The organism is Porphyromonas levii (assembly GCF_018206105.1).
In the GTDB taxonomy this organism is placed as follows: Bacteria; Bacteroidota; Bacteroidia; order Bacteroidales; family Porphyromonadaceae; genus Porphyromonas_A; species Porphyromonas_A levii.
The window spans coordinates 1-24094 of record NZ_JADRGN010000007.1; the positions used below are offsets into that span (position 1 = coordinate 1).

Below are 24094 nucleotides of genomic sequence, written 5' to 3' on the forward strand. Positions count from 1 at the left end.
AACCCTCGACCTTTTCAAACAAAACCCTCGACCTTTTCGAACAAAACCCTCGACCTTTTCGACCAAAACCCTCGACCTTTTCGACCAAAACCCTCGACCTTTTCGACCAAAACCCTCGACCTTTTTTTCGTCTATGGTAAACCAATAGGAAAAAGCATCTCTGATTTCTTCTCTTTCGACCTTCCAATAGTCTTTGCTACAAGGGGGCGCTCTGGTTACTGCACGAGCTTCTCTACAATGTGATAGGCTTGGGTAACCGTGGTAATGCCTTTGACGGAGATAGACCGTCGCCCTTGCTCTTCTTTGAACCGAAGCTCCCTACCCCACGCAGTAGCATTGGCTAAGATGCGGCTAAAGACAGCACTTCGGTAGTAACTGCTATTGAGATCGGAGACCAAATACAGCTTGAGCAAGCCCTGCTTCTGCACCACTCGCTCGATACCCGAACGCTTTCCGAGCAACCTAAGCTCCACCACCTTGAGGAGCTCCTCGGCCTCCTGAGGGAGTGCGCCAAAGCGATCTTCGAGCCTCAGACGGTAGGCCTGAATGTCTAGGCTTGTGGAGAGACGCTCCAACTCCCGATAAAGCGTGATGCGCTCATTATCACCCGGCACATATAGCTGAGGGAAATAGGCTTCGGCATCGGTCTCTACCACAGTCTCGTACACGAAGTCTCGGGGCTGAGGGGCGTCGCCCTGCAGGGTATTGAGCTCTTCTGCGAACTCGGAATCTTTGAGCTCCATCACCGCTTCCTCTAGAATGCGCTTATAGGTCTCAAACCCGAGGTCGGCAATGAAGCCACTCTGTTCGCTTCCTAGGAGGTTCCCAGCACCACGAATATCCAGGTCTTGCATGGCAATATGGATGCCCGAACCAAGCTCGGAGAAGGAGGTGATGCTCTGCATACGTCGCTTGGCATTGGGGGTAAGCTCCTCTATCGGAGGGGTTAGGAGCAAGCAATAGGCTTTGCGATCGCTTCGCCCTACCCGACCTCTGAGCTGGTGCAGGTCACTAAGCCCAAACCTATGGGCGTCATTGATAATGATGGTATTGGCATTGCCTACGTCTATTCCGTTCTCCACAATAGTGGTAGCGAGGAGCAAATCTGTCTCATGATGGACAAAACCGAGGAGCACTTTCTCCAGCTCCTTTGCCGACATCTGCCCATGCCCTATAGCTATCCTTATCCCTGGCACTGCCTTGGCAATATCTCGGGCAATGTCATTCATATTGTGGATACGGTTGTGGATGAAGTACACCTGACCCCCTCGAGCCAATTCGGCATTGATAGCCTCGGCAAGCACATCTATATCGTAGAGCAAATGCTCTGTTCGGATAGGGTAACGATTGGGCGGAGGGGTGAGAATATTGGAGAGATCGCGCGCACCCATCAGTGAGAACTGAAGGGTACGTGGGATAGGTGTGGCGGTCATGGTAAGGGTATCGATATGGGCACGTAGCTCGCGGAGGCGCTCTTTGATAGCGACACCAAACTTTTGCTCCTCATCTATAATCAGCAACCCTAGGTCTTTGTACTCTACACCCTTGCCCGTTATCGTATGAGTGCCCACCACAATATCAATTTTTCCCTCCCTGAGCCCCTCCAATACCTCTTTGCGCTCCTTGGCACTCCTCGCCTGACTGAGGTAATCGACCCGAACCGGGAACGCCTTTAGTCGCTTGCTGAAGGTACGAAAGTGCTGATAAGCCAATACAGTAGTGGGGACTAAGACTGCCACTTGCTTGCCATCTGTGGCAGCTTTGAAGGCAGCTCGGATGGCAATCTCTGTCTTGCCAAAGCCCACATCCCCGCATATCAATCGGTCCATAGGTATGGGGCGCTCCATATCTGCTTTGACCTCCTTGGTCGCTTGCTCTTGGTCTGGAGTGTCTTCGTACATGAATGAGGCCTCGAGCTCTTTCTGCAAGTAGCTATCTTTGGAGAAGGCAAAGCCCTCTATCCTCAATCTTTCGGCATAAAGCTTAATGAGGTTGCGCGCAATATCCTTGACCTTTTTCTTGGTGCGCTCCTTGAGGTTGTCCCAAGCAGAACCTCCTAGCTTGCTCAGTCGTGGGGGCTCTTCGTTGTCTTTGCTCTTGTATTTGGAGATATGATGCAGAGAGTGGATGGAGACATAGACCGAGTCACCGCCCTGAAAGTTGAGCCGCACGGTCTCTTTCTGCTTGCCATTCTGCGCAATCGTAAATAGTCCGCCGAAGGTAGCGATGCCATAATTATGGTGCACCACGTAGTCTCCATATTCGAAGCTCTGTATGTCTTTGAGCGTCATCACCGCTCTCGACTTACGAATCTTATCGCTCTTGAGCTTAAAATTATGGTAGCGCTCGAAGATAGAGTGGTCGGTAAAGAGCGCTATCTTCAGTGTGTCATCGATAAAACCACTGTGTAGTGTGGGGGTAATGGGCTGGAAAACGACGCCCTTAGCCTGCTCTGAGAATATCGACTGTAGCCGCTCTATCTGCCCCTCCTGGTCACTCATGATGATTGTATCGTAGCCTGAGGACTGATACTTGAGTAGGGCTTCGGAGAGAAGGTCGAAGTTTTTGTGGAAGATAGGTTCGGGCAACTGTCCGAAACGGACCACTTTCTCTGCCACCTTGGGATTGGTCAAAAGGCACTGATGCTCGTCGATTTCTGCCAAAAGGCTCGTGGGTTCGACCAGAGAAGCTTGAAGGTCTTGGAGGGTTGCGAACTGGTTGTCCTCGGGATGAATAGGCGCAGTGGTATAGGTCGTCTGGAGGCTATCGGGGAGAAAGGCTGCCTGATCTACATAGATGAGTGTATCCTTTGGTAGCAAACTGATCAGGGAGTGACCGGCTCGCTCTTCAGGTTTGAAGGAGGAGAGAATGGTAATCTCCCCTATTTGCTCTTGGGATAGCTGGCTCTCGGGCTCAAAAAGACGTATGCTCTCTAGCTCGTCATCGAAGAAATCGAGACGCGCTGGGTACTCCGCAGCGAAGGAATAGATATCGATAATACTACCACGGACGGCGAAATCGCCAGGGGCATAGACGTAATCCTTCTCCTCGAAGCCCATCTCCCAGAGCTTCTCTCGGAGGGCTTTGCGATCCATCTGAGCGCCCACTCTCAGCTCCAATCTACCTGCCTCGTATGCCTCTGCCTCCACAACACCCTCTATCAATGCTTCGGGATAGGTGACAATGACCTTAGGAAGCGCCGCATCACGGATGAGCTCCAAGAGTTCGCTTCGGATAACCTCATTGGCTAGGTCTTTATGACCGTAGCGTATCGCCTTTTTATAGAGAGAGGGGAAGAATGATACCTGTTCATCGCCAAGGAGAACCGCTAGGTCATTTTGCAGATACGCAGCAAGCTCTCCCTCTCGAGCTATTGCAAGAATGGGACGCTGAGCATCGGTCAATGCGTGTAATAAAATAGCTGTAGCGGAGCCTTGCAACCCCTCTACAGCTATACTTCTGGTTCCCTTGGAGAGCGCTTGCTTCAAGGAAGCGAGTGACTTACCCTCTGAAAACCTCTTGACTATCTGATCAATATTCATCCATTATGGGTGCGAATATGGGCAATAGCTACACCTATTACCCATATTGCAACGTCTTTATTCCTCTTCGTCAGCCATATTGTGGAAGACATTCTGAACGTCTTCGTCCTCCTCTAGCTTATCAAGAAGCTTCTCTACATCGGCACGCTGCTCTGGAGTCACCTGCTTGTAGTCCATTGGGACACGTACAAACTCCGAACTAGTGATCTCATAACCCATCTCCTCGAGGTGCGCTTGGAGTGCAGCATTCGAAGCAAAGTCTGCAGAAATCACGAGCTCCCCTTCGTCCTCATCAATCTCTTCTACACCGTAGTCGATAAGCTCAAGGAGCAATTCCTCTAGGTCTGCATCCTCTTTCTTTACCACATGGAAGACGGCTTCATGAGAGAACATGAATTCTACACTACCTGTGGTGCCCATAGAACCACCGGTTTTATTGAAATAACTACGCACATTGGCAACCGTACGAGTATTGTTATCCGTAGCCGTCTCAACGAATATGGCGATGCCATGAGGTGCATAGCCCTCAAAACTCACCTCCTTGTAGTCGGCAGTATCCTTGTCCGTGGCTTTCTTAATAGCACGCTCCACGTTGTCCTTAGGCATGTTTTCCTTCTTAGAGGTCTGAATAAGCACTCTCAGACGTGGATTGGTGTCGGGATCAGGGCCGCCTGCTTTGACCGCCATAGTGATCTCTTTGGATAGTTTGGTAAACACGCGAGCCATATTTCCCCAGCGTGCCAACTTACGAGCTTTACGATATTCAAATGCTCTTCCCATACTTATTACTTGTGTGTGTAAATTATCTTAGTGTAGCACCCAACTGCTTATTGAGCGCTTCGTAAATCTTATTCATCGTCTTCTCTATCACCTTATCGGAGAGCGTCTGCTCGGCATCTTGCAGACCGAACGCCACTGCATACGATTTCTTGCCCTCTGGCAGGTGCTTTGGGTCTTCGTAGACATCAAAGAGGGTCACCGTTTTGAGTAACTTACCTCCTACCTTCCTCGCTGTAGCCTCTACATCGGCAAAGGTAATGCTCTTATCTATCAGCAAAGCGAAGTCACGCTTCACCATAGGGAAGCGAGCAATGCTCTTCATCTTTATGTCCTTTCGGAGGATACGCTCCATGATTGGTCGCCACTCGAGCTCTGCAAAATAGACGGGTACATCTATGTCATGGAGTTTGAGGGTCTCCTGACCCACGAGTCCCCATGTAGCAATCGTTGCCCCACCCTTTAGAGCTATTCGCTCAGCCGCCTCAAAGCCAGTGGTATCATCGGCACGCTCTACGAAGTATTCGCCCTCATTAAGTCCCATACGGCGGAGGATATTGAGGACAATAGCCTTGAGCTCGAATACACTAGCACCATACTCAGCGCGTGCCCAATGGGTAGGTTCGGCATCGCCAGTCATCCAGATACCCAGGCGATAGCTCTCTTTATACCCCTCAAGGACAGTCTTTTCCCCCTCCTCAGCACGACGGTAGGTATTGCCAAACTCATAGAGTCGCAGACCATGGGCTTGACGATTGAGGTTGTAATTAATGACCTCTAGACCACCATGAAGCAGGGTCATGCGCATGGTAGATAGGTCTTGCGAAAGAGGATTCATCACCTGCACAGCCTTGCCCGAGGCGATTTCCTCCTTATAATAGCTTGCGCTGGATAGAGAATTATTGAGGATCTCATTGAAACCTGCACCAGTAAGCTGCTCACTGATACGCTTCTGCATCGCCACACTCATATCGGTAGGCGTCTTGACACTAATCGTACTGCGGAGGTTCTCATCCTCGGGGTACTCATTATAGCCGTAGATACGGAGGATATCCTCAATCACATCTATATCACGAGTAACGTCAAAACGGTAGCGTGGCACGAGTAGTTCGAGCTTGCCTGCCTTATTCTCCACCACCTTAATCTCGAGTGCCTCCAGAATCTCTATAGCCTTTGCCTCTGGAATATCTAGCCCGGTCAACTGATGAAGTTTCTCCATTGTGAGCGTTACCTCATAAGGCTTCTGCACCTCAGGATACTCATCGTATATCTTACTCTCGACCTTTCCTCCTGTAAGCTCTGTGATAAGGGCTACTGCTCTCTGCATTGCCTCTGGCAACTGAGCAGGATCTAGACCACGCTCATAGCGGAAAGAGGCATCGGTATTGAACCCATGTCTTCTTGCACTCTTGCGGATATAGGTAGGATGGAACGTAGCTACCTCTAGGAACATATCGGTGGTTCCCATTGTAACCCCCGAGTCTGCACCACCCATTACACCAGCTAGACAAAGTGGTTTGGTCGCATCAGCGATAACAAGATCCTTATCGGTAAGCTTGAGTTCGCTTCCATCAAGAGCAATCAAGCGCTCTCCCTCAGCGGCAAGACGCACATGGATTTCGTTGTTCTGAATCTTGGATAAATCGAAAGTATGCAGAGGCTGTCCGAGCTCAAATAACACATAGTTCGCAGCATCTACTACACTATTGATAGAGCGCTGTCCGATGGTCTCAAGAGCATCACGGAGCCACTTTGGGCTCTCTGCCACCTTCATACCCTTAATCACCACACCCATATACCTTGGTGCGGCTACTGGAGCATCGAGAAATAGCGCTATAGGTTCGTCATTCGTAGCCTCCACTTTGGGGCATTCTGGCTTACGGATTGCAGTACTGTAACCATGTGTCTTGAGAAAAGCATACAAGTCTCGTGCTACACCGTAGTGAGAAGTAGCATCGACACGATTAGGGGTAATGTCTACCTCTATTACATAGTCGCTTGTAATACCAAAATATTCGGCAGCAGGCATACCTGGCTTTATGCCCTCCTCAAGCACCATAATTCCAGAGTGGTCACCACTGAGACCTATTTCCTTGGCTGAGCAAATCATGCCTACCGACTCCACACCACGGATCTTACCCTTCTTAATGGTAAAGCTCTCATCACCATCGTAGAGCACTGTCCCTACCGTAGCGACCACAACAGTCTGCCCCGCAGCAATATTAGGAGCACCACAGACAATCTGAAGTGGCTCACCACTGCCGATATCAACGGTGGTGACGTGGAGATGATCAGAATTGGAGTGCTCTACACATGTAAGCACCTTACCTATTACCAGACCTCGCAATCCGCCACGTACGGACTCACGCTCCTCTACGCCACCTACCTCCAAGCCAATAGAGGTAAGCACCTTGCCTACTTCATCTGGAGTTAGATCGAAATCGACATACTTCTTCAACCACGAAAATGATATATTCATATAGTCTCCTATCTATTGATTATCAACCGAAAAGGAGCAAGCCTTACACCTCAGATGTAAGACCCACTCAAAAACTCCTACAAAGGTAACAAAATAAGGCGATATAGCTAAAATGGCTCGTACCCTCTCGCCCTACAATCTAGTCTCGTTTCTTGAGGGTAAAATGTGAATACCAACAGCGTTTCATTTACCAATGCATATCCTTCTTCATAGAATTGAAAATACTCCTTCTTATAAGGGTTACTGTAGTTAGTCGAGGAAACATTACTCTTATCCTCAAACCTCTCAGGCTAAAACATCGCCAACACCTGATGATTAGCCTTGCTATAAATGAGTTGTTAGGAGGCTAGCATAGGGCTCATCCCTCAGGGTGTGTACACATTTAGGATTGCAAAAAAGAAGTGTATACAATAACAGGAATAACAAACAAACTGTGTACTATTTTCAGGAATACCATATTTTCCAAAATATTTTCCATGCTTGGAAAGAAATCTTTCCAAGCATGGAAAACTTCTGTTCCCTCCTTGGAAACTTTCCTTTCCAACGTAGGAAACTTTGGGCTCTATCCCAAGAAGCCAAAGGGAGTTAGGCTTATTCTGAAGTGTTTGTTGCACACGATAGCCAATTTTGGTAAATTTGTGGGTGGAGAGGGAGTACAACCTAACCTATAATAATTTTTGGATACCGAATTAAGTAGTAATATGCAAAGAGCTAAAGTAATGCCACTCAGCGAGGCAGTAGCAGAGATTAAGGATGGCGAAAAGCTAGTGCTCGGACATGGAGCAGTAACCCCCAATTGTGTGGTAGAAGAGATTGTAAGGCAAAAAGAGCGCTTTACGAACCTTAGGCTATTCCACTTGATATACCTAGGTACACCAGTGCACTTGGAGCCAGGGATGGAGAAGCACATAAGGGTTTGCTCACCTTTCATGAGTGGCAAAGCGATGCGCGATGCAGTGAATGAGGGACGTGCTGATTTTATCCCACGTCACTTCTCTCAGGTACCATCTCTATTTGCTCCTGGTGGTACTTTTGAGCCGGACTGGGCTATCCTACAAGTAACACCTCCAGACAATCAGGGCAGATACAGTTGCAGCCTTTCTAGCGACTTTGGACTTCCAGCTGCAAGATATGCCAAGAAGGTAATGGCAGTGGTCAATAATCAACTTCCTTTTGTAGGTGGAGATAATTTCCTTACCGCTGATGAAATAGATGTCATCGTGGAGCATAGCTCACAGCCACACCTTGTTCCTAGTGCTGAGCAAAGCGATTTAGACAAGAAGATTGCGGCATTCTGTGCAGAACTCGTACCCGATAGGGCTACCCTACAGATTGGTATTGGGGCGCTACCTGATGCGGTACTATCGCTACTAACCAACCACAGCGACCTTGGTATTCACACTGAGCTACTCACTCCAGGTGTGCTAGGGCTATTCAAGAGTGGTGCAATCACTGGTAGATACAAGGGCATACACCAAGGCAAGATGACTGCTGCCTTTACGATGGGAGACCAAGCACTGTATGACTTCCTAGATGGCAATGAGCTTTTCGAGCAATATCCTGTAGACCTGATGAATGACCCTTATATTATTGGTAAGAACCCTCGCATGATCTCTATCAACTCATGTATTGAAGTAGATCTGTATGGACAGGTATGTGCCGAGAAAGTAGGTGGCAAGATGTTTAGTGGCTCGGGAGGTCAGTTTGACTATGTCCGTGGTATACGCATCTCTGAGGGAGGTAAGAGCATCATCGCTATTCAGTCTACAGCAAAGGGTGGTGAGATATCCCGTATCGCCCCTACCCTAAGTAATAGAAACGTAGTCACTACCCTACGCAATGATATTGACTACGTGGTAACTGAGTATGGTGTGGCAGAGCTTTCGGGACGCACCGAACTAGAGCGTGCAGAAGCACTAGTGAGCATCGCCCACCCTAAGTTTAGAGAAGAGCTAGAGCGCTCTGTAATGGAGCAATTCCCTGCCAAGAAGTTTTTTTGATGAATTATGGAGAATGAGATGATTTACCCAGACAATACCTTCGCCATCTGTATTGGACGCTCTTTCGGAAGCGGAGGCTATAAGGTTGCATGTGAGCTACAGAGGAGACTCAAGGTAATGCTCTACGACAAGGAGATACTAGACAAGGCTGCCGAGGACAACAATATCCGCAAAGAACTCTTCGAGAAGGCAGACGAAAAGAATGTCTACGAGCTTCCCCTAGTAGTAGGCAGTACTCTATGTATGCCTAATCCCTTCTATATGTACACCAATAACTACCTCTCCAATGATCATCTCTTCACACTCCAGGCTGAGACCATCCAAAAACTAGCGGCGAAGGGTTCCGCCATATTTGTCGGCAGATGTGCAGACTATGTACTTCGCGAACATCCCCACTTGCTGACTGTTTATATTGCAGATGATATAGAGCTGAGAGCTAAGCATATCCAAGAGCGTCTCGGAATGGAGACTATAGACGATGCTACAGCAGAAGTGGAAAAGGTGGACAAAGATCGTAGAGAGTACTACAACTATTACACCTCTCGGAACTGGGGCAGGGCTGACAATTATGACCTGTCTATTAAGCTATCGTCTGTTGGCATAGATTATGCGGTAGATATGATAGTAGGACTCATGAGGAGACGTGGTTTCCCTATGGAATAGGATGATTTCATAATTATACCAATCCCCTCATGAGTATACGTTGATACTTATGAGGGGATTTTTAGATATGAAAGATAGAGCAAGACAATATAGACTAGATATGATGGCATCGATGCCCAATTATCCTGACGATGACCTCGGCGAACTATTCAGCAAGGACGAGGGCAAAGGTGAGGAGCATGAGGGCAACAAGGAGCCAAGTAAGGATAAGGGCACCACAGGCGGAGGTAAAGGCAAGTCGGATACCCCTACCCTAGACCAATATGGCACTTGGCTCAATGACCTTGCGAAGAAAAATAAGCTCGACCCAATATACGGACGTGATGGAGAGATCCAACGCGTAGCACAGATATTAGCACGGAAAAAGAAGAATAACCCAATTCTTCTAGGAGAGCCCGGTGTGGGTAAGACAGCTATTGTGGAGGCTTTAGCCCAAAAGATAGTAGCCAACGATGTACCTATTACCCTACTGAATAAGCGCATCATATCTATAGATTTGGCAAGTATGGTAGCGGGCTCGATGTATAGAGGTCAGTTCGAGGAGCGTATGAAAGGGATGATCAAGGAGCTAAGGGCTAATCCCGATATTATCCTCTATATCGATGAGATACACACGCTCATGGGTAGCGGCAATAGCCAAGGTGGGCTCGATGCAGCTAATATTCTAAAACCAGCTCTCTCTAGAGGCGAGATAAAGGTAATAGGTGCTACAACTTTGGAGGAGTACCGCAAGACTATCGAGAAGGATGGTGCTATGGAGCGCCGTTTCCAAAAGATTGTCGTGGAGGCTCCTGATACTAAAGAGACCCTGGAGATACTCCACAAGCTACGCCCTAGATATGAGGAGCACCACCACGTAACTTATTCCGACGATGCCCTATTGGCAGCGGTAAAGCTCACCGATCAATATGTAACGGATCGTTTCTTCCCCGATAAGGCTATCGACGCTATCGATGAAGCTGGGGCTTATGCCTTCATGGCAAACCAAAAGCCGGTTGACCTCTCTCACTTCGAAGCAAAGATTAACGAGGCACGTGCCCTTAAGCAAAAAGCCGTAAGTGAGAGCGACTACGAGCTAGCTATAAGGTACCGCGATGAGGAGAAGGAAGCAATAAGTGAGTTTGACCAATACAAGGCTAGACTGGAGCGTGGCGAGATGCTTACACAGAAGGTAATGGTCGGTGTGGAGGAGATACAAAAGGTGGTATCGCTCACAAGCGGAGTGCCAGTGGAGTCATTTACCAAGGACGATCTGGCATCGCTAGCAGGGCTGGCTGATAGGCTCAAAGCAAAGGTAAAGGGTCAGGATCATGTAATCGATGCCATAGCTAGTGCTATCCAGAGAAATAAGATAGGGCTACGTAATCCGAAGAAACCAATTGGGTCATTCTTATTCCTTGGCTCTTCAGGTGTGGGCAAGACCCACCTAGCCAAGAACCTAGCTAAGGAATTATTCGGAAGTGAGGATGCCATGATCCGAGTGGATATGAGCGAGTTTATGGAACGACATACGGTTTCCCGTCTTGTAGGAGCACCTCCAGGATATGTAGGTTATGACGAGGGTGGTGAACTTACGAAAAAGATTAAGCGTAGGCCATACTCTGTGGTTCTCTTTGATGAGATTGAGAAAGCTCATGCCGATGTCCACAATATCCTCCTGCAATTGCTGGACGATGGTGTGCTCACCGATAGTAATGGTAGAAAGGTCAATTTCAAGAATACCATTGTCATCATGACTTCCAATGTAGGTACCCGCCAACTCGATGACTTCGGTACGGGCATAGGATTCCGTGATGCAAGCGCAGAGGAGATGAGCAAACTATCTCAGGAGGTAATACAGAAGATGCTTAGGAAGAGCTTTGCTCCTGAGTTCCTTAATCGTATAGATAAGATTGTAACCTTCAATGCTCTGAGCCCTGAGGTTATCCGTTCGATTGTGGACATTCAGCTGCAAGAACTTGCGCCTAGACTGGATGCCTTGGAGATTACAGTTGAGTACAGCGAAAAGGCACGCGCATTTCTTGCTAAGAAAGGATATGACCCTAAGCTCGGTGCCCGACCTCTCAACCGAGCCATTGCTCAGTATGTAGAGGACTTGATTACCCAAGCTATTATCGATGGTGAAGCTATCCCTGGTGGGCGCTATCTTATCGACGTAGATCATGGGAAATCGCCTGAAAAACTACGGTTGCTACAACCAGAAATAGCAGCACAGTAAGAAGATGAAAGGACTACGCAAAAGCAAGATTTGCGTAGTCCTTTTATGTTGCACATAGGCAAGGTCTCAACCATTTTACCACTAGCGTTCATTGATAATCTTCTCAAGTCCATCGCCTTTTATAGGTTTCTTAGGTCTTTTAGGCTTGGGCATAGGGAGTGCTTCGTATGTAGCCCGTACGATATCCGACATGTACCGATGATTATCAATATCTGTAATACAGAAGAAGCCCTTGGAGCCTGGGAATAGCTCCTTCTCCTCCACCTCTTTGAGTAGCGGACGAACCGCCTCGGTAGGCTTGAGCAAAAACTCATCGTGAACAAGAAAAGCCACTACCTTATCATTGCAATATAGGCAATAAGCTCCAAACATCTTGCGCAGCCTTATCTCTCCAGCGCCAGAGCACTGATCGGCTACAAAGCTTGCATATTCTTCTGATACATTCATACGGCAAAAGTAATAATAAAGGCGGGCAGCACCAAATGGATACTGCCCGCCTTTATCATTAAGCACAAAACACTAGTTACTTCACTGAATGAAAGAAATCTTCATCTGGAATAAAGTCGAGAGCCTCGCCCTTATCCATACGAGACCAACGGAGACGAACATCGTTCCAGAAAGTAGGCCATCCGCCTTGGATCTCTCCAATAGTCACAATCTTAATCTTATGTAACCCCTTACCAAGCGCTACAGAAATATCGTGGCGAGCGGTCTTCATCACTTCTCCTTCATTATTGACGACTAACTGATCATTGAGCCAGAGCTTGTGGTGCAATGAACAAAAGCGGTACACGCCGTCTTCTGGGATATTGATATAGCCCTCATAGATTCCGCCAAAGTGATTTACATTAGACATAAGGTGCTCTAGTCGATCCTCGATATAGAATGGCTGACCTGTCTTAGAGAAGGCAATACCCTCCGTCCAGTCTAGACTATCAGTAGGAAGTGCTAGTACCTCATCGGTATTAGTGAAGCGACCATGCTTGATACCGAAGTTAATACCCTTGGCGATTCCAGCATCCTCTGGCTGAGCAATAGCTGGTTCATAAGACTGCTTGAGAATATTGATCTCACGTACTGGGCTCATCTTGCCCCCTAACACAAGCGACCTTATCTTTAGAGTAGCATCATCTGTAAAGGTGAGTGGCTTCGTGTACTCGGTACCATTATCTGCGGTTGGCTCCGAACCATCGAGGGTATAAATGATCTTGTACACATGTCCACTGGTCTTAAACTCCTGGGTAGTGCTATCCACAAATGCTACTGTATTGATGCTTCCGCCCAATCCTTGTTGCTCAGGCTGTGGGATGTAATACATCATATCGTGGTAGTCGAGTCGCTTCTGCATATTCTGAAGTCGACGCTCAAAGTCGGCGAAGTCTTTTTTCTCTAGCGGAGTCCAACCTACTTCTGCGACAGCTATCTCACGAGGGAAAGCGTGGTACTCGTTCTGCCAACTCTCATAGAAGTACTCTGCCCATAGGTTCGCCTGCACTCCAAGCACATGGTGACGCTTATCTGCATGAATAGCTTCAGGGATTGGATTGTAACTATACACCTTCTCTAGGGTAGAGAATCCGCCAATAGCTTGTGGCTCAATAGCTGGATCTCCCTGATAATGATCGACATACAGTCCTGCGCTCGCAGGAGTCATTATTACGTCATGTCCCATATTTGCAGAGGTGATACCACCCTGTTCACCAGTCCAACTCATCACGATAGCACTAGGAGCGAGACCGCCCTCGAGAATCTCCTCCCAGCCTATCATCTTTTTACCGTGTTTTAGTACGATCTCCTCTATTCTATGGATAAAGTAGCTCTGTAGCTCATATTCATCCTTGAGACCTTCGGCTTTGATACGAGCTTGGCACTTAGGACACTTAGCCCAAATACGCTTTGGTGCTTCATCACCACCGATGTGGAAATACTCACTATCAAATAATGGTATAATCTCATCTAGAATCTTCTCGGCAAACTCAAAGACTTTGTCATTACCTGCGCATAGAACCTCGTCGGAGATACCCCAGATATTACGCACCTCATAAGGGAACTCCTCTCCCCAGCACCCTAGTTCAGGATATGCAGTAATCACACCTACATTGTGCCCAGGGAACTCGATTTCGGGAATTACCTCTACATAGCGCTCCTTGGCATAAGCCACGATGTCTTTAATCTCTTCTTGAGTATAGAAGAATGGTCCGTAGGTACTGCCATCGCCCTCTATACGTTTGCTTGCAATCTCGTTCAGCTTAGGGAATACCTTGCTCTCGACCCTCCAACCTTGATCATCAGTGAGGTGCCAGTGCATTTTATTGATCTTGAGCATAGATAGTACGTCGATAAACTTCTTGGTCTCCTCTACAGTAAGGAAGTGACGGCATGGATCAAGGTGCTGTCCTCTATATCCAAATCGAGGCTCGTCTATGACAGACACATAAGGAATCTTCCAATCCACGTTACGAATCACATCACGATTCTCAATCTCGGCAGGAAGGAGTTGGAGTAGTGTCTGCATACCCCAGAAAATACCTCTAGGTGTCTGAGCTTGAATCTTGATACCCTCACTAGATACATCCAGTGTATACCCTTCCTCAGCTGGTACAATATCGGCACCAACAAGAGCAAAAGCAATCTCCTGCTTTGGGTTCTTACTTGCGGGAATTGTCTGTAGCTCAAAACCAGTAGAGCCCTTAATTTTCAAAGCAAAGAACTTAGCAATCTTCGTTAGCTCTTCACCATCAGCAACGAAAGAGACATTTTTGGTTAGCTCGAAGCCACCCTCACCTTTAGCCTCTATAGATGCAGGCATAGGTATGACGTTGATCCCAGCATTATACGGGTGATCCACGATAGTGCTAGAGCCTTTACCACAAGCTACCAAAGCGATAGTAGTTGTCGCAACAGCAAGCACAACCTTCAATACATTCTTCATATCAAAACTATATTTAATGTTGATTATTAGTTACACTCTTACCCATCACAAAGTTACTAAATATTTTTAGGAGAGAGCATTATCATCCGTTCTACTTGAGTATCAATAAAATCTCCACTACAGAGGAGACAAAAGCCCTCTATAGCGGAGATATCTCAAATACTTAGAGTGATTATGAGGTCTCTAAACCTACAAATAATCACTCATTAAGTTTATATGGAAGACGATTAGTCGTTGTTGCGATGGTTATTGTTACGATCACCACGGTCGCCACGTGGACGGTCATTACGAGGACGATCGTTGCGAGGGCGCTCTGGACGGTCTACCCACCCCTCTGGCTTCTCCAAGAGAGACTTACGAGAGAGACGGAACTTGCCTGTCTTTGGATCAATCTCAAGAAGTACTACATTGAGCTTCTGACCTTCCTCTACACCTGTCTCCTCGATGGTATCGAAGCGCTTCCAATCCCACTCAGAGATATGAAGTAGACCTTCCTTGCCAGGCAAGAACTCAACGAAAGCACCGTAAGGCATAACGCTCTTTACCTTACCCTCGTATACCTTACCAACCTCTGGAATAACTACGATAGCATTGATCATCTCAAGTGCCTTATCGATAGGAGCCTTACCTGCAGCGGCAATCTCGATGAGACCTACATTGTCTACCTCCTCGATATTTACACTAGCGCCACTCTCCTCCTGTATGCTCTGGATAATCTTACCACCAGGACCAATGACAGCTCCAATAAACTCCTTAGGTATACGCATAGTCACGATACGAGGAGTCTGAGGCTTGAAGTCGGCACGTGGCTCAGCAATTGTTGAGGTAATCTTATCGAGGATATGCATACGTCCTGCCTTAGCCTGAGCCAATGCATTCTCCAGAATCTCATAGCTAAGACCATCTACCTTGATATCCATCTGAGTAGCAGTGATTCCATCACGAGTACCAGTTACCTTGAAGTCCATATCACCAAGGTGATCCTCGTCTCCTAGGATATCGGAGAGGATAGCATAGTTCTGACCCTTATTCTCTGAGATCAGACCCATAGCGATACCGCTCACTGGCTTCTCAATCTTCACACCTGCATCCATAAGTGCTAGGGTTCCAGCACATACAGTTGCCATTGATGATGAGCCATTACTCTCTAAGATATCACTAACGATACGGATAACGTATGGATAGTCGGCAGGAATTACTGCCTTGAGTGCACGCTGTGCAAGGTTACCATGACCAATCTCACGACGACCTACACCACGCTGTGGGCGTGCCTCCCCCGTAGAGAATGGTGGGAAGTTATAGTGGAGTAGGAAACGATCCTTTCCATAATTAAGAACATCATCGACAAGCTTCTCATCGCTCTTAGTACCTAGGGTAACAGTTGCTAGAGCCTGTGTCTCTCCACGGGTAAAGATAGATGAACCATGAGGTGCTGGTAGTGCGTCCACTTCACACCAAATTGGACGGATGGTCTTGGTATCACGACCATCAAGGCGCTTGCCTTCGTCTAGAATCATACGGCGCATTGCCTCTTTCTCTACAGCATGGTAGTAACGGTTAATCATACCCTCTTTCTCAGCTAACTCTTCCTCAGTAAACTGAGCCTTGAAGTCTGCTACAATCTGCGCGAAAGCATCGGTACGCTCGTGCTTAGAAGTACCTGAAGTTGCTACAGCGTATGCCTTATCGTAGCAGAACTCATGTACCTTATTCCTTAGCTCTTCGTCGTTATCTTCGTGGCTGTAGGTACGCTTCTCGTTAGTACCACACTCATTCATCAAGTCGATCTGAACCTGGCACTGCTCCTTGATAGCCTCGTGAGCAACCTTGATAGCCTCGAGCATATCTGCCTCCTGAACCTCTTTCATCTCACCCTCGACCATCATGATGTTGTCCAGTGTGGCTGCCACCATTAGATCCAGATCAGCTCTATCGAGTTGCTCCTTAGAAGGATTTACTATGAATTTACCATCAAGCCTAATCACACGCACCTCAGAGATAGGTCCTTGGAAAGGCACGGTACTCACTGCGAGTGCGGCTGAAGCTGCCAAACCAGCTAACTGATCAGGAAGCTCATTCTCGTCTCCACTAAAGAGGATGATATTAACAAATACCTCGGCGTGGTAATCCTCTGGGAATAGTGGACGGAGTGCCCTATCTACCAAACGACAAATCAAAATCTCATAGTCGGAAGCCCTACCCTCTCGACGAGTAAAACCTCCAGGGAAACGACCAATAGCGGAGAACTTCTCCTTATACTCTACCTGAAGAGGCATAAAATCTACCCCAGGATTAGCATCCTGTGCAGCAGTAACCGTTGCCAACAATACGGTGTTGCCCATGCGAACAGTTACGGCACCATCGGCTTGCTTAGCTAGCTTGCCAGTCTCAATTGTAATGGTGCGTCCATCACCCATTGTGATGGTCTTAGTGATTACATTCATGATAAAAAACGTCTATATAAAACAGCTTATAATATGTCTCGCTTATGATAATAGCTTCTTTACTATTTGTGAGATTACCTTACCCTCTGCCGAAGCTCCTAACTCCTTTGTAGCAGCGCCCATGACCTGACCCATTCCCTTGATATCGGTTACACCAAGACGTGCAATAATCTCTTTTACTTTTTCCTCTATCTCAGACTCGGAGAGCTGTGCGGGGAGGAACCCCTTAAATACTTCTGCCTCTGCTTCCTCTGCTTCGGCAAGTTCTAATCGGTCAGCATCGCGATAGAGACTAGCGCTCTCCTCTCTCTGCTTCACCAGCTTAGCCACAATCTTAAGTGCTTGATCGTCACCTAGCTCATGCGTGGCACCTTTGGCAGTCATTGCCTCGAGAAACTCTTTCTTCATAGCACGCAGAGCCTCTAGTCTTACCTTGTCACGGCTCAGCATTGCCTGCTTAATTCCTTCGTTTACTTGTTCTACAAGTCCCATATATTCTATTATTTAATCGTCACCAAACTTAATTACTCCACCGGTAGTAGCACCAGTATTTGACTTTGTTACAGGCTTATTCTCCCTTGGATAGGAGATTACTGGTTGTGCACTCCAATTACCAAATCCATTATCCCCATCAAGGAACTGCTTGATAGTCTCAAGCTGCTCCTTAGAGCGGGTAAGTGTAGGGCGCTGATTAACAAGTGAGATAAAACCATTATTGACCATCAGTTCGTCAGTGAAGATCACAGTCTCATACTCCTTGTAAGTATTAGCTTGCGATAGGTCACTACCGTAGTAATTACCAATCGTCTTCTCCTCCTCCTCTTTGCTTCTACGAGGTATCTCATCCTGATATTCATCTGCAATCATGACACTATCGTCGAAGCCTGAAGCAAGCAATATGAAGCCCAGGTCATTCTCCATCGTATCATCATTACGCTCACTCATACCCCAGATAAAGTCGAACTTAGTCGTCACCTTGGCAGTCATATCCTTGAGCTCCTCCGCCATCTTGGTCGTTGGCTCATGATCATGTTTATAGGTCACTTGTATCAGCAACCTAGTAGCCTGGCTAAAGTTAGAAGTATTGAGAAGTGGAGAGTCTAGAGCCTCTTGCATCGCCTTTTTGAGACCTTCCTCCTCGCTAGCGAAGCCGCGAGTAATAATCGATACCCCGCCCGACTCCAAAGTAGTCTTAACATCATTAAAGTCGAGGTTCACGATACCAGGAATAGTAATCATCTCAGAGATAGAACGGGTACTCGTGGTAAGTGTCTCATCCGCCTTACGAAAGCCCTCAGTCATCCTTAAGTCGGGATAAATCTTATTCAACAACTCGTTATTGACCACAAGTATGGCATCTACATTCTTCTTAAGCTCCTCTACGCCATCGATAGCCTGAAGAATCTTACTACGTCCCTCAAACAGGAAGGGAATTGTCACGATACCTACCGTAAGGATACCCATACTCTTAGCGATGCGAGCAATTACAGGAGCTGCTCCCGTACCTGTGCCACCTCCCATACCAGCCGTAATAAAGACCATCTCAGTACCATCGCTAAGTGCTTCACGCACCTTTTGCTCGCTTTCTTCGGCAGCATCATGTGCTAGACGAGGATTATTGCCAGCACCAAGACCTTTAGTTGTCTTTTCTCCGAGGCATATAGTATGAGGCACATCACAGGCATTGAGATGCTGCTGGTCGGTATTACAGAGCAAATAGGAGACATTCTCCACATCCTGCTTATACATATAGTTCACAGCATTGCCACCACCGCCACCTACGCCAATTACCTTGATGATTGTACGCTGGTTCTTAGCTTTATCCTTTATTGGCAATACGCCTTCTACAAAATCTCCCATCATATTCTCCTCTATCAATCCTCATCATCAGACAGTTGTGACTCATCACCTTGCATTGCAAAGAGGTCTGTTATCCCCTTACCAATAGACCCCCAAAAGCTACCCTTCCTTGCAGCTTTCTTCTTTGTCTTCTTCGGTGTAGGCAGAACCTCTTTTACTGGAGTTTCATCCTCTATCATCTCCTCCATCTCCTCTTCGTCGAATAGAGTAGCAGTTTCTATAACAGTAGGAGCCTTTTCATTGTTTTCAGTCTCGACCGGTGTAACTACAATTGGCGTCTCTGGCTGAGTCACATGGGCAGGTCGTTCTACCTCCACAGCCAATGTTGCATCCTCATCGGCTTGGTATAATAGTGCATAGACAGAATGGAACTCGGGATTATTGATAAGCTCCTCATTATTAGCATCAGGAAAGAAACCTGTTCCTACCTGCTTTACACTCAATTCTCCTCCGAACTGTTCCTTAACATACTCTACAAGTCCTGCAAGTCGAGAAGCACCACCCGTAATAACAATACCTCCAGGCAGTCTATAATCGTCATCGGCGCCCTTTGCACGAGCGATAATAGCCTTTACATTATCAATAATCTCTCGTGTGCGCGCCTCGATAAACTGGTTGACCTTATAGCGAGAAACCCTCTTATCCGTACGCATATCTGGAGCCTTAACCGTTAGCTCCTCTTTATCGCTGGTATCCAATGTAAGCGAACCACTAGTAAGCTTGATGCGCTCCGCTTCCTCAGGACTAATATCCAGTGATGTAAGGTCATATGTCAATTGATTACCACCCATCGGTAGCACTCTTAGTGACTCTAGTACTCCGTGATTGAAGTAACAAACAGTAGTAGTCTCTGCACCGAAGTCTATCATAGCCGAACCTATCCTCTTTTGTTCTGGCGTAAGAGCTCTCTTGCTAAGTTCAATAGCGCCTACAAGAAAAGGAGGTAATCCAAGCCCTAGCTTTCCTGATACGACTTCCTCCACGTTGTCTCCTACAAAAGACTCTGTCACTACAGCCTGAATACTCATCTCCAGTTTCATAGCCTTAACACCCACTGGACGCTGCACAACACTACCATTGACTACGAAACGAGCAAAAGCAGGATCAGAATAGAGATAAAGCTTACCTGGTTCCTCGTCCAGAGCACTCCAGATATTCCGAATATCCTCATCAGTTATCTCGTGAGGTGATGAATACTCCTCCGACATCTTTGCCAGAAGCGAGTGCAAACCCTGACCTGAAATATTAGCATGCACATTGGTAATCTTAACCCCTATCTCCTCCTCGGCACGCACCAATAGGTTACGCACCTTCTCAGAAGTCTCAGAGAGATTAAATACTACGCCACGCTGCACAGCACCTTCAGAGGGCTCTGTATCAAGATAAATCACCTTGAATCTATCTCTTGGAATCTTTGAGTCTCCCGACAGCTCCTTCTCTGCAACAGCCAACTTGATAGCACTACTACCGAAGTCTAGCACCGCTACCACCATTTTCTTATCCTTGCTATCCATCATCAATTATATATCCAACTACCACAAAGCTACCTCTCCCAATAGCCGAGCACTATAATTCCCACAAAATTACAAATTTATCCCCACCTATCCTACACTTTTTGGCACAAATAACGAGTGGAAATAGGTGATTATCAAATTTGTAATCACGATATAAGCAATTACTCCTCAATAGAGATGTATCAACGTCGCTATTGAGAAGTAATAAGTGACCTAAATGTATCGTATTCTCCCTAGACTAATCTGCTTCACACTAACATCAAAGCGACCATAGCCCCTGCTATGTAGCCAACCAGAGCGAGACCGGAAAAGCGTTTTAGATAATAGCCAAAGGTCACGCCCTCTAGTCCCATCACAGTAACTCCAGTAGCAGAACCGATAATCAGCAAACTACCACCCGTGACCGCTGCATAAGCAAGGAAGAGCCAAAATGAGCCATCCACGACCATAGCGGCATTATATCCAGTAGGAAACATACCCATCGTAGCGGCGACAAGAGCCACATTATCTACTGCGGAGCTCAGTACACCTAAGATAGCAGCGAGAAATGAAGTATCAGCAAATTGGTTTCCTGATAGAGCAGTAACTCGCTCTAAATACCCACCAGCTACTGCCAATTGCCCTCCAGTGATAAGAGCTGCCACAGACATAAGCACCCCGAGGAAGTAGAAGAGAGAAGAGAGATCGGCATCCTTGAGCAAGTGAACTACCTTTAGATCCTCTGCATTCTCCAAACGAAGCTGCATCCGATCGGTGTAGATCCAGAGGATGATTAGACCAATGATAGCTCCCATATATGCTGGTATACCAAATAGCACTTCATAGACTGGCACCATAACGAGCGACAAGAACCCAATAATAAAGACGGTTACTCGAGTAGTGCCTGGCAATTCTACTTTGTGCTTATTGGCAAAGAGAGGAGGAGTCACTTGACGTAGCTGATCACCTTTTCTAAACAACCAGAAGTGACTAATAGTAAGAGGGACTAGTAGATTGACTAAAGCTGGAATAAACAGACGACTAATCTGTACAAAAGGAGTGATATATCCGCTCTGCCAAAGGAGCAATGTGGTCACGTCACCGATTGGGCTCCAAGAGCCTCCTGCATTACACGCGATTACAGAAATACAAGCATACTTCATGCGATCTGTCTTATCCGGCACCAGTTTTCGAATAATAGCAATAACCACAATGGCAGCTGCAAGATTATCCAAGAGAGCTGAGAAGAAAAAGGCAAGAAAACCAATATGCCATATAAGCCTACGCTTATTGGCTGTAGCAAGCTTCGCAGCAATCTCTTTGAATCCTCCATATCGGTCTACGGTATTAACAATAAGCATGGAGCAAAGAACAAAAAACAAAGTCCCCGCCACATCGCCCAAGTGGATGTTAAGAGACTCTGCAACATAAGCCTGAGCCTTATCTATCCGAGAGGCATCGGCAAGAGCAGGATTGTGCTCTAGGAAAGTACGAAAGAGTTCGTTAGAATAATTCCCATGGTAAGTTACAATAAGCAGCCCCCAAAGAATAACGCACATAAGAAGCGCTATTGCGCTCTTATTGATATGCAGTTTATCCTCAAAAGCGATACCTATAACACCTAGCACAAAAACAATTGGCATTAATATAAAAGTCATAACCAACAGTATTAATTGTAATTTAGAGCCGCAAAGGTACAAAAAGAGCATCAGCAACCAAGCACAATATCAAGAAGAAGTGGAACTGTCGGTGATCTCCGATAGCTCCACTTCGAGTAGTTACGCTTAAATTCTCCCTATGGGAGAAGGTTGGAAAAGCGATAATTATCTATTTTCCTAAATCCTCTTTGTCCTCTCTCTCATTGTCATCCTCAGGCTCAAGGAGATAAGAGAGTTCGTTTTTATCAGAGTCGTAGAACTCATAATCAAGCATCCCCAATGACTCATCAGGTATCACATTAATACCCTTGCCGTACTTCGAACGCCATGATGTGAGTATCGACCCACCTAGGAAACCTTTTTTCTTAGTAAGATAGGCAGCCACATATGGATGGAGATGGAGGGCAAACTTATTGATCTTCTCTTCATTAGCCAGCTTACGCACCATCTCTTCTACCTGATCGGTAAAGAAAATAGTGGGCTGTACTTGTCCCTTACCATGGCAGGTAGGGCATACCTCCTCTGTCTCAATCTTTGTAGCTTGGCGCACACGCTGTCGTGTAATCTGCATCAGACCAAACTTAGTAATAGGCAAAATAGTATGCTTTGCACGATCATTTCGCATGTACTCATTCATATGCTCAAATAGCTTCTGCCTATTGGCGGCTTGAGCCATATCGATAAAGTCGATAATAATGATACCACCTAGGTCTCGCAGCCTCATCTGACGAGCAATCTCCTCTGCTGCAGAGAGATTGACATCTACCGCAGTCTCTTCCTGTTCTTTAGAACCTCGAGAGCGATTGCCACTATTTACATCGACTACATGCATCGCCTCTGTCTGCTCTATCACAAGGTATGCTCCACTCTTGTAAGTAACAGTCTTACCAAATAGATGCTTGATTTGTCGGCTTACCTCATAGTAATCAAAGATGGGCTTCTGTCCCTCATAGAGCTTTACGATATTACCGTGCCCTGGATCGATTAGATCAATGTAATCAGCTGTCTCTTGTACGAGCGATTTGTCATTGATCCATATCTCCTTAAATGACGAGCTATAGGTATCCCTCAATAGACTCAGAAGGCGAGTGCTCTCCTGATGTAGCATCCACACTGCAGGCTTATTATTCTGCTTCCCCTTCTTGCCCTTGGGTTGCTCCTGCTCTGGTTCTTTACCTAAGTTCTCTACCGTAGTCTGCCATTTCTTGACAAGCGAACGCAATTCGTGGTCAAGCTCTGCCACCTTTACGCCCTCAGCCGATGTCCTTACTATTACGGATACATTGGTGGGCTTAATACTGAGGATTAATTGCTTGAGCCTTTGCCTCTCCTCAGCTGCTCTTATCTTTTGTGAGACCGACACCTTGTCGGCAAATGGGATAAGCACGAGGTATCGACCCGCAAACGACAGCTCCGAAGAAACTCTTGGTCCCTTGGTCGAAATTGCCTCTTTGGTAATCTGCACCATCAGCTCATCACCCTGCTGAAGCATATCTGCGATAGCCCCAGCCTTGTCAATCTCCTTTTCCAACCTTACCCTCTCGGGAGAAAAGCCCTTGCCATACTTCCTCTGTGCCTGGATAAAGATCTTTGCAGTCCTGAAGCTAGCTCCTAGATCACGGTAATGGAGAAAAGCCTCCTTCTTGTGCCCGATATCTACGAAAGCCGCATTCAGACCTGGCATGATCTTCTTCACCCTGCCGAGGTAGATGTCGCCCACGGAGTAAGCAATATTTTGCTTCTCCCTCTGGAGCTCCACCAGTCGCTTATCCTCCAGGACAGCAATGGAGACCTCCTTAGGTCTAACATCTATGATTAGTTCACTTTTCACGCGAGTTTTGGTAAATAATAAATTAATAAACTTCAGTTCTCCAGTATATTCCCTTTCCCCAATAAAGCAGATAAGCCCTTGGAGTCGTCGCTGTACCTAATACAAGTAGGCGGCAACCTCTCCAAGAGCTTATGCTTTCTTAGCATGCCTGTTGTAGCTTCATAGCCACCAATCTATGCCCAGTTGGGTACTCATGC

General features: G+C 46.8%; 14 protein-coding genes. 3 read left to right on the forward strand and 11 right to left on the reverse strand.

Annotated features, from left to right (window positions below):
• Window positions 1-215: 215 nt before the first annotated feature.
• Genes mfd through pheT form a run of 3 tightly spaced genes read right to left on the reverse strand, consistent with a single transcriptional unit; the run spans window position 216 to window position 6798 of the window.
• Window positions 216-3542: a transcription-repair coupling factor gene (mfd, locus tag IX315_RS02565; RefSeq protein ID WP_211837129.1), complete on the reverse strand. Its 3327-nt coding sequence runs from the start codon at window positions 3540-3542 to the stop codon at window positions 216-218.
• 57 nt (window positions 3543-3599) lie between these two features.
• A complete protein-coding gene (locus IX315_RS02570) occupies window positions 3600-4322 on the reverse strand; it encodes a YebC/PmpR family DNA-binding transcriptional regulator (protein WP_018358141.1) in 723 nt (240 codons plus the stop codon).
• Window positions 4323-4344: 22 nt separating this feature from the next.
• Window positions 4345-6798, reverse strand: coding sequence for a phenylalanine--tRNA ligase subunit beta (pheT, locus tag IX315_RS02575; protein WP_211835740.1), 2454 nt, complete (start codon window positions 6796-6798; stop codon window positions 4345-4347).
• Between the two features lie 701 nt (window positions 6799-7499).
• Here pheT and IX315_RS02580 point away from each other — a divergent pair.
• From IX315_RS02580 to IX315_RS02590, 3 genes are all read left to right on the forward strand, one after another.
• Window positions 7500-8798 carry an acetyl-CoA hydrolase/transferase family protein gene (locus IX315_RS02580; RefSeq protein WP_244973061.1) on the forward strand — a complete coding sequence of 433 codons (1299 nt, stop codon included), beginning with the start codon at window positions 7500-7502 and terminating at the stop codon, window positions 8796-8798.
• A 6-nt stretch (window positions 8799-8804) separates the two neighbouring features.
• Window positions 8805-9461 carry a cytidylate kinase-like family protein gene (locus IX315_RS02585; RefSeq protein WP_134849820.1) on the forward strand — a complete coding sequence of 219 codons (657 nt, stop codon included), beginning with the start codon at window positions 8805-8807 and terminating at the stop codon, window positions 9459-9461.
• A 67-nt stretch (window positions 9462-9528) separates the two neighbouring features.
• Window positions 9529-11679, forward strand: coding sequence for an ATP-dependent Clp protease ATP-binding subunit (locus IX315_RS02590; protein ID WP_211635221.1), 2151 nt, complete (start codon window positions 9529-9531; stop codon window positions 11677-11679).
• 81 nt (window positions 11680-11760) lie between these two features.
• Here the strand turns inward: IX315_RS02590 and IX315_RS02595 are convergent, their stop codons facing one another.
• The 8 genes from IX315_RS02595 to IX315_RS02630 all read right to left on the reverse strand — a co-directional run bounded on the left by IX315_RS02595 (window position 11761) and on the right by IX315_RS02630 (window position 23897).
• A complete protein-coding gene (locus IX315_RS02595; protein WP_156808656.1) occupies window positions 11761-12126 on the reverse strand; it encodes a TfoX/Sxy family protein in 366 nt (121 codons plus the stop codon).
• 76 nt (window positions 12127-12202) lie between these two features.
• The gene (locus IX315_RS02600; RefSeq protein ID WP_211635219.1) at window positions 12203-14611 is read right to left on the reverse strand and encodes a family 20 glycosylhydrolase; all 2409 of its coding nucleotides are present in this window, start codon (window positions 14609-14611) and stop codon (window positions 12203-12205) included.
• A gap of 227 nt (window positions 14612-14838) precedes the next feature.
• On the reverse strand, window positions 14839-17058 hold the full coding sequence (gene pnp / locus IX315_RS02605; protein ID WP_211635257.1) for a polyribonucleotide nucleotidyltransferase: 2220 nt from the start codon (window positions 17056-17058) through the stop codon (window positions 14839-14841).
• A 39-nt stretch (window positions 17059-17097) separates the two neighbouring features.
• Window positions 17098-17547 carry a GatB/YqeY domain-containing protein gene (locus tag IX315_RS02610; RefSeq protein ID WP_018357881.1) on the reverse strand — a complete coding sequence of 150 codons (450 nt, stop codon included), beginning with the start codon at window positions 17545-17547 and terminating at the stop codon, window positions 17098-17100.
• Window positions 17548-17559: 12 nt separating this feature from the next.
• Window positions 17560-18918, reverse strand: coding sequence for a cell division protein FtsZ (gene ftsZ, locus IX315_RS02615; RefSeq protein WP_018357880.1), 1359 nt, complete (start codon window positions 18916-18918; stop codon window positions 17560-17562).
• An 11-nt stretch (window positions 18919-18929) separates the two neighbouring features.
• Window positions 18930-20432, reverse strand: a complete 1503-nt coding sequence (locus IX315_RS02620; protein ID WP_018357879.1) for a cell division FtsA domain-containing protein — start codon at window positions 20430-20432, stop codon at window positions 18930-18932.
• A gap of 245 nt (window positions 20433-20677) precedes the next feature.
• Window positions 20678-22066: a sodium:proton antiporter NhaD gene (gene nhaD / locus IX315_RS02625; RefSeq protein ID WP_244973063.1), complete on the reverse strand. Its 1389-nt coding sequence runs from the start codon at window positions 22064-22066 to the stop codon at window positions 20678-20680.
• Between the two features lie 169 nt (window positions 22067-22235).
• Window positions 22236-23897 carry an Rne/Rng family ribonuclease gene (locus tag IX315_RS02630; protein ID WP_018357877.1) on the reverse strand — a complete coding sequence of 554 codons (1662 nt, stop codon included), beginning with the start codon at window positions 23895-23897 and terminating at the stop codon, window positions 22236-22238.
• Window positions 23898-24094 lie beyond the last annotated feature (197 nt).

Bases quoted from the DNA above. Each gene is read 5' to 3' on its own strand.
- mfd (WP_211837129.1), bottom strand. From the start codon at position 3,542: ATGAATATTGATCAGATAGTCAAGAGGTTTTCAGAGGGTAAGTCACTC.
- IX315_RS02570 (WP_018358141.1), bottom strand. From the start codon at position 4,322: ATGGGAAGAGCATTTGAATATCGTAAAGCTCGTAAGTTGGCACGCTGG.
- pheT (WP_211835740.1), bottom strand. From the start codon at position 6,798: ATGAATATATCATTTTCGTGGTTGAAGAAGTATGTCGATTTCGATCTA.
- IX315_RS02580 (WP_244973061.1), top strand. From the start codon at position 7,500: ATGCAAAGAGCTAAAGTAATGCCACTCAGCGAGGCAGTAGCAGAGATT.
- IX315_RS02585 (WP_134849820.1), top strand. From the start codon at position 8,805: ATGGAGAATGAGATGATTTACCCAGACAATACCTTCGCCATCTGTATT.
- IX315_RS02590 (WP_211635221.1), top strand. From the start codon at position 9,529: ATGAAAGATAGAGCAAGACAATATAGACTAGATATGATGGCATCGATG.
- IX315_RS02595 (WP_156808656.1), bottom strand. From the start codon at position 12,126: ATGAATGTATCAGAAGAATATGCAAGCTTTGTAGCCGATCAGTGCTCT.
- IX315_RS02600 (WP_211635219.1), bottom strand. From the start codon at position 14,611: ATGAAGAATGTATTGAAGGTTGTGCTTGCTGTTGCGACAACTACTATC.
- IX315_RS02610 (WP_018357881.1), bottom strand. From the start codon at position 17,547: ATGGGACTTGTAGAACAAGTAAACGAAGGAATTAAGCAGGCAATGCTG.
- ftsZ (WP_018357880.1), bottom strand. From the start codon at position 18,918: ATGATGGGAGATTTTGTAGAAGGCGTATTGCCAATAAAGGATAAAGCT.
- IX315_RS02620 (WP_018357879.1), bottom strand. From the start codon at position 20,432: ATGATGGATAGCAAGGATAAGAAAATGGTGGTAGCGGTGCTAGACTTC.
- nhaD (WP_244973063.1), bottom strand. From the start codon at position 22,066: ATGACTTTTATATTAATGCCAATTGTTTTTGTGCTAGGTGTTATAGGT.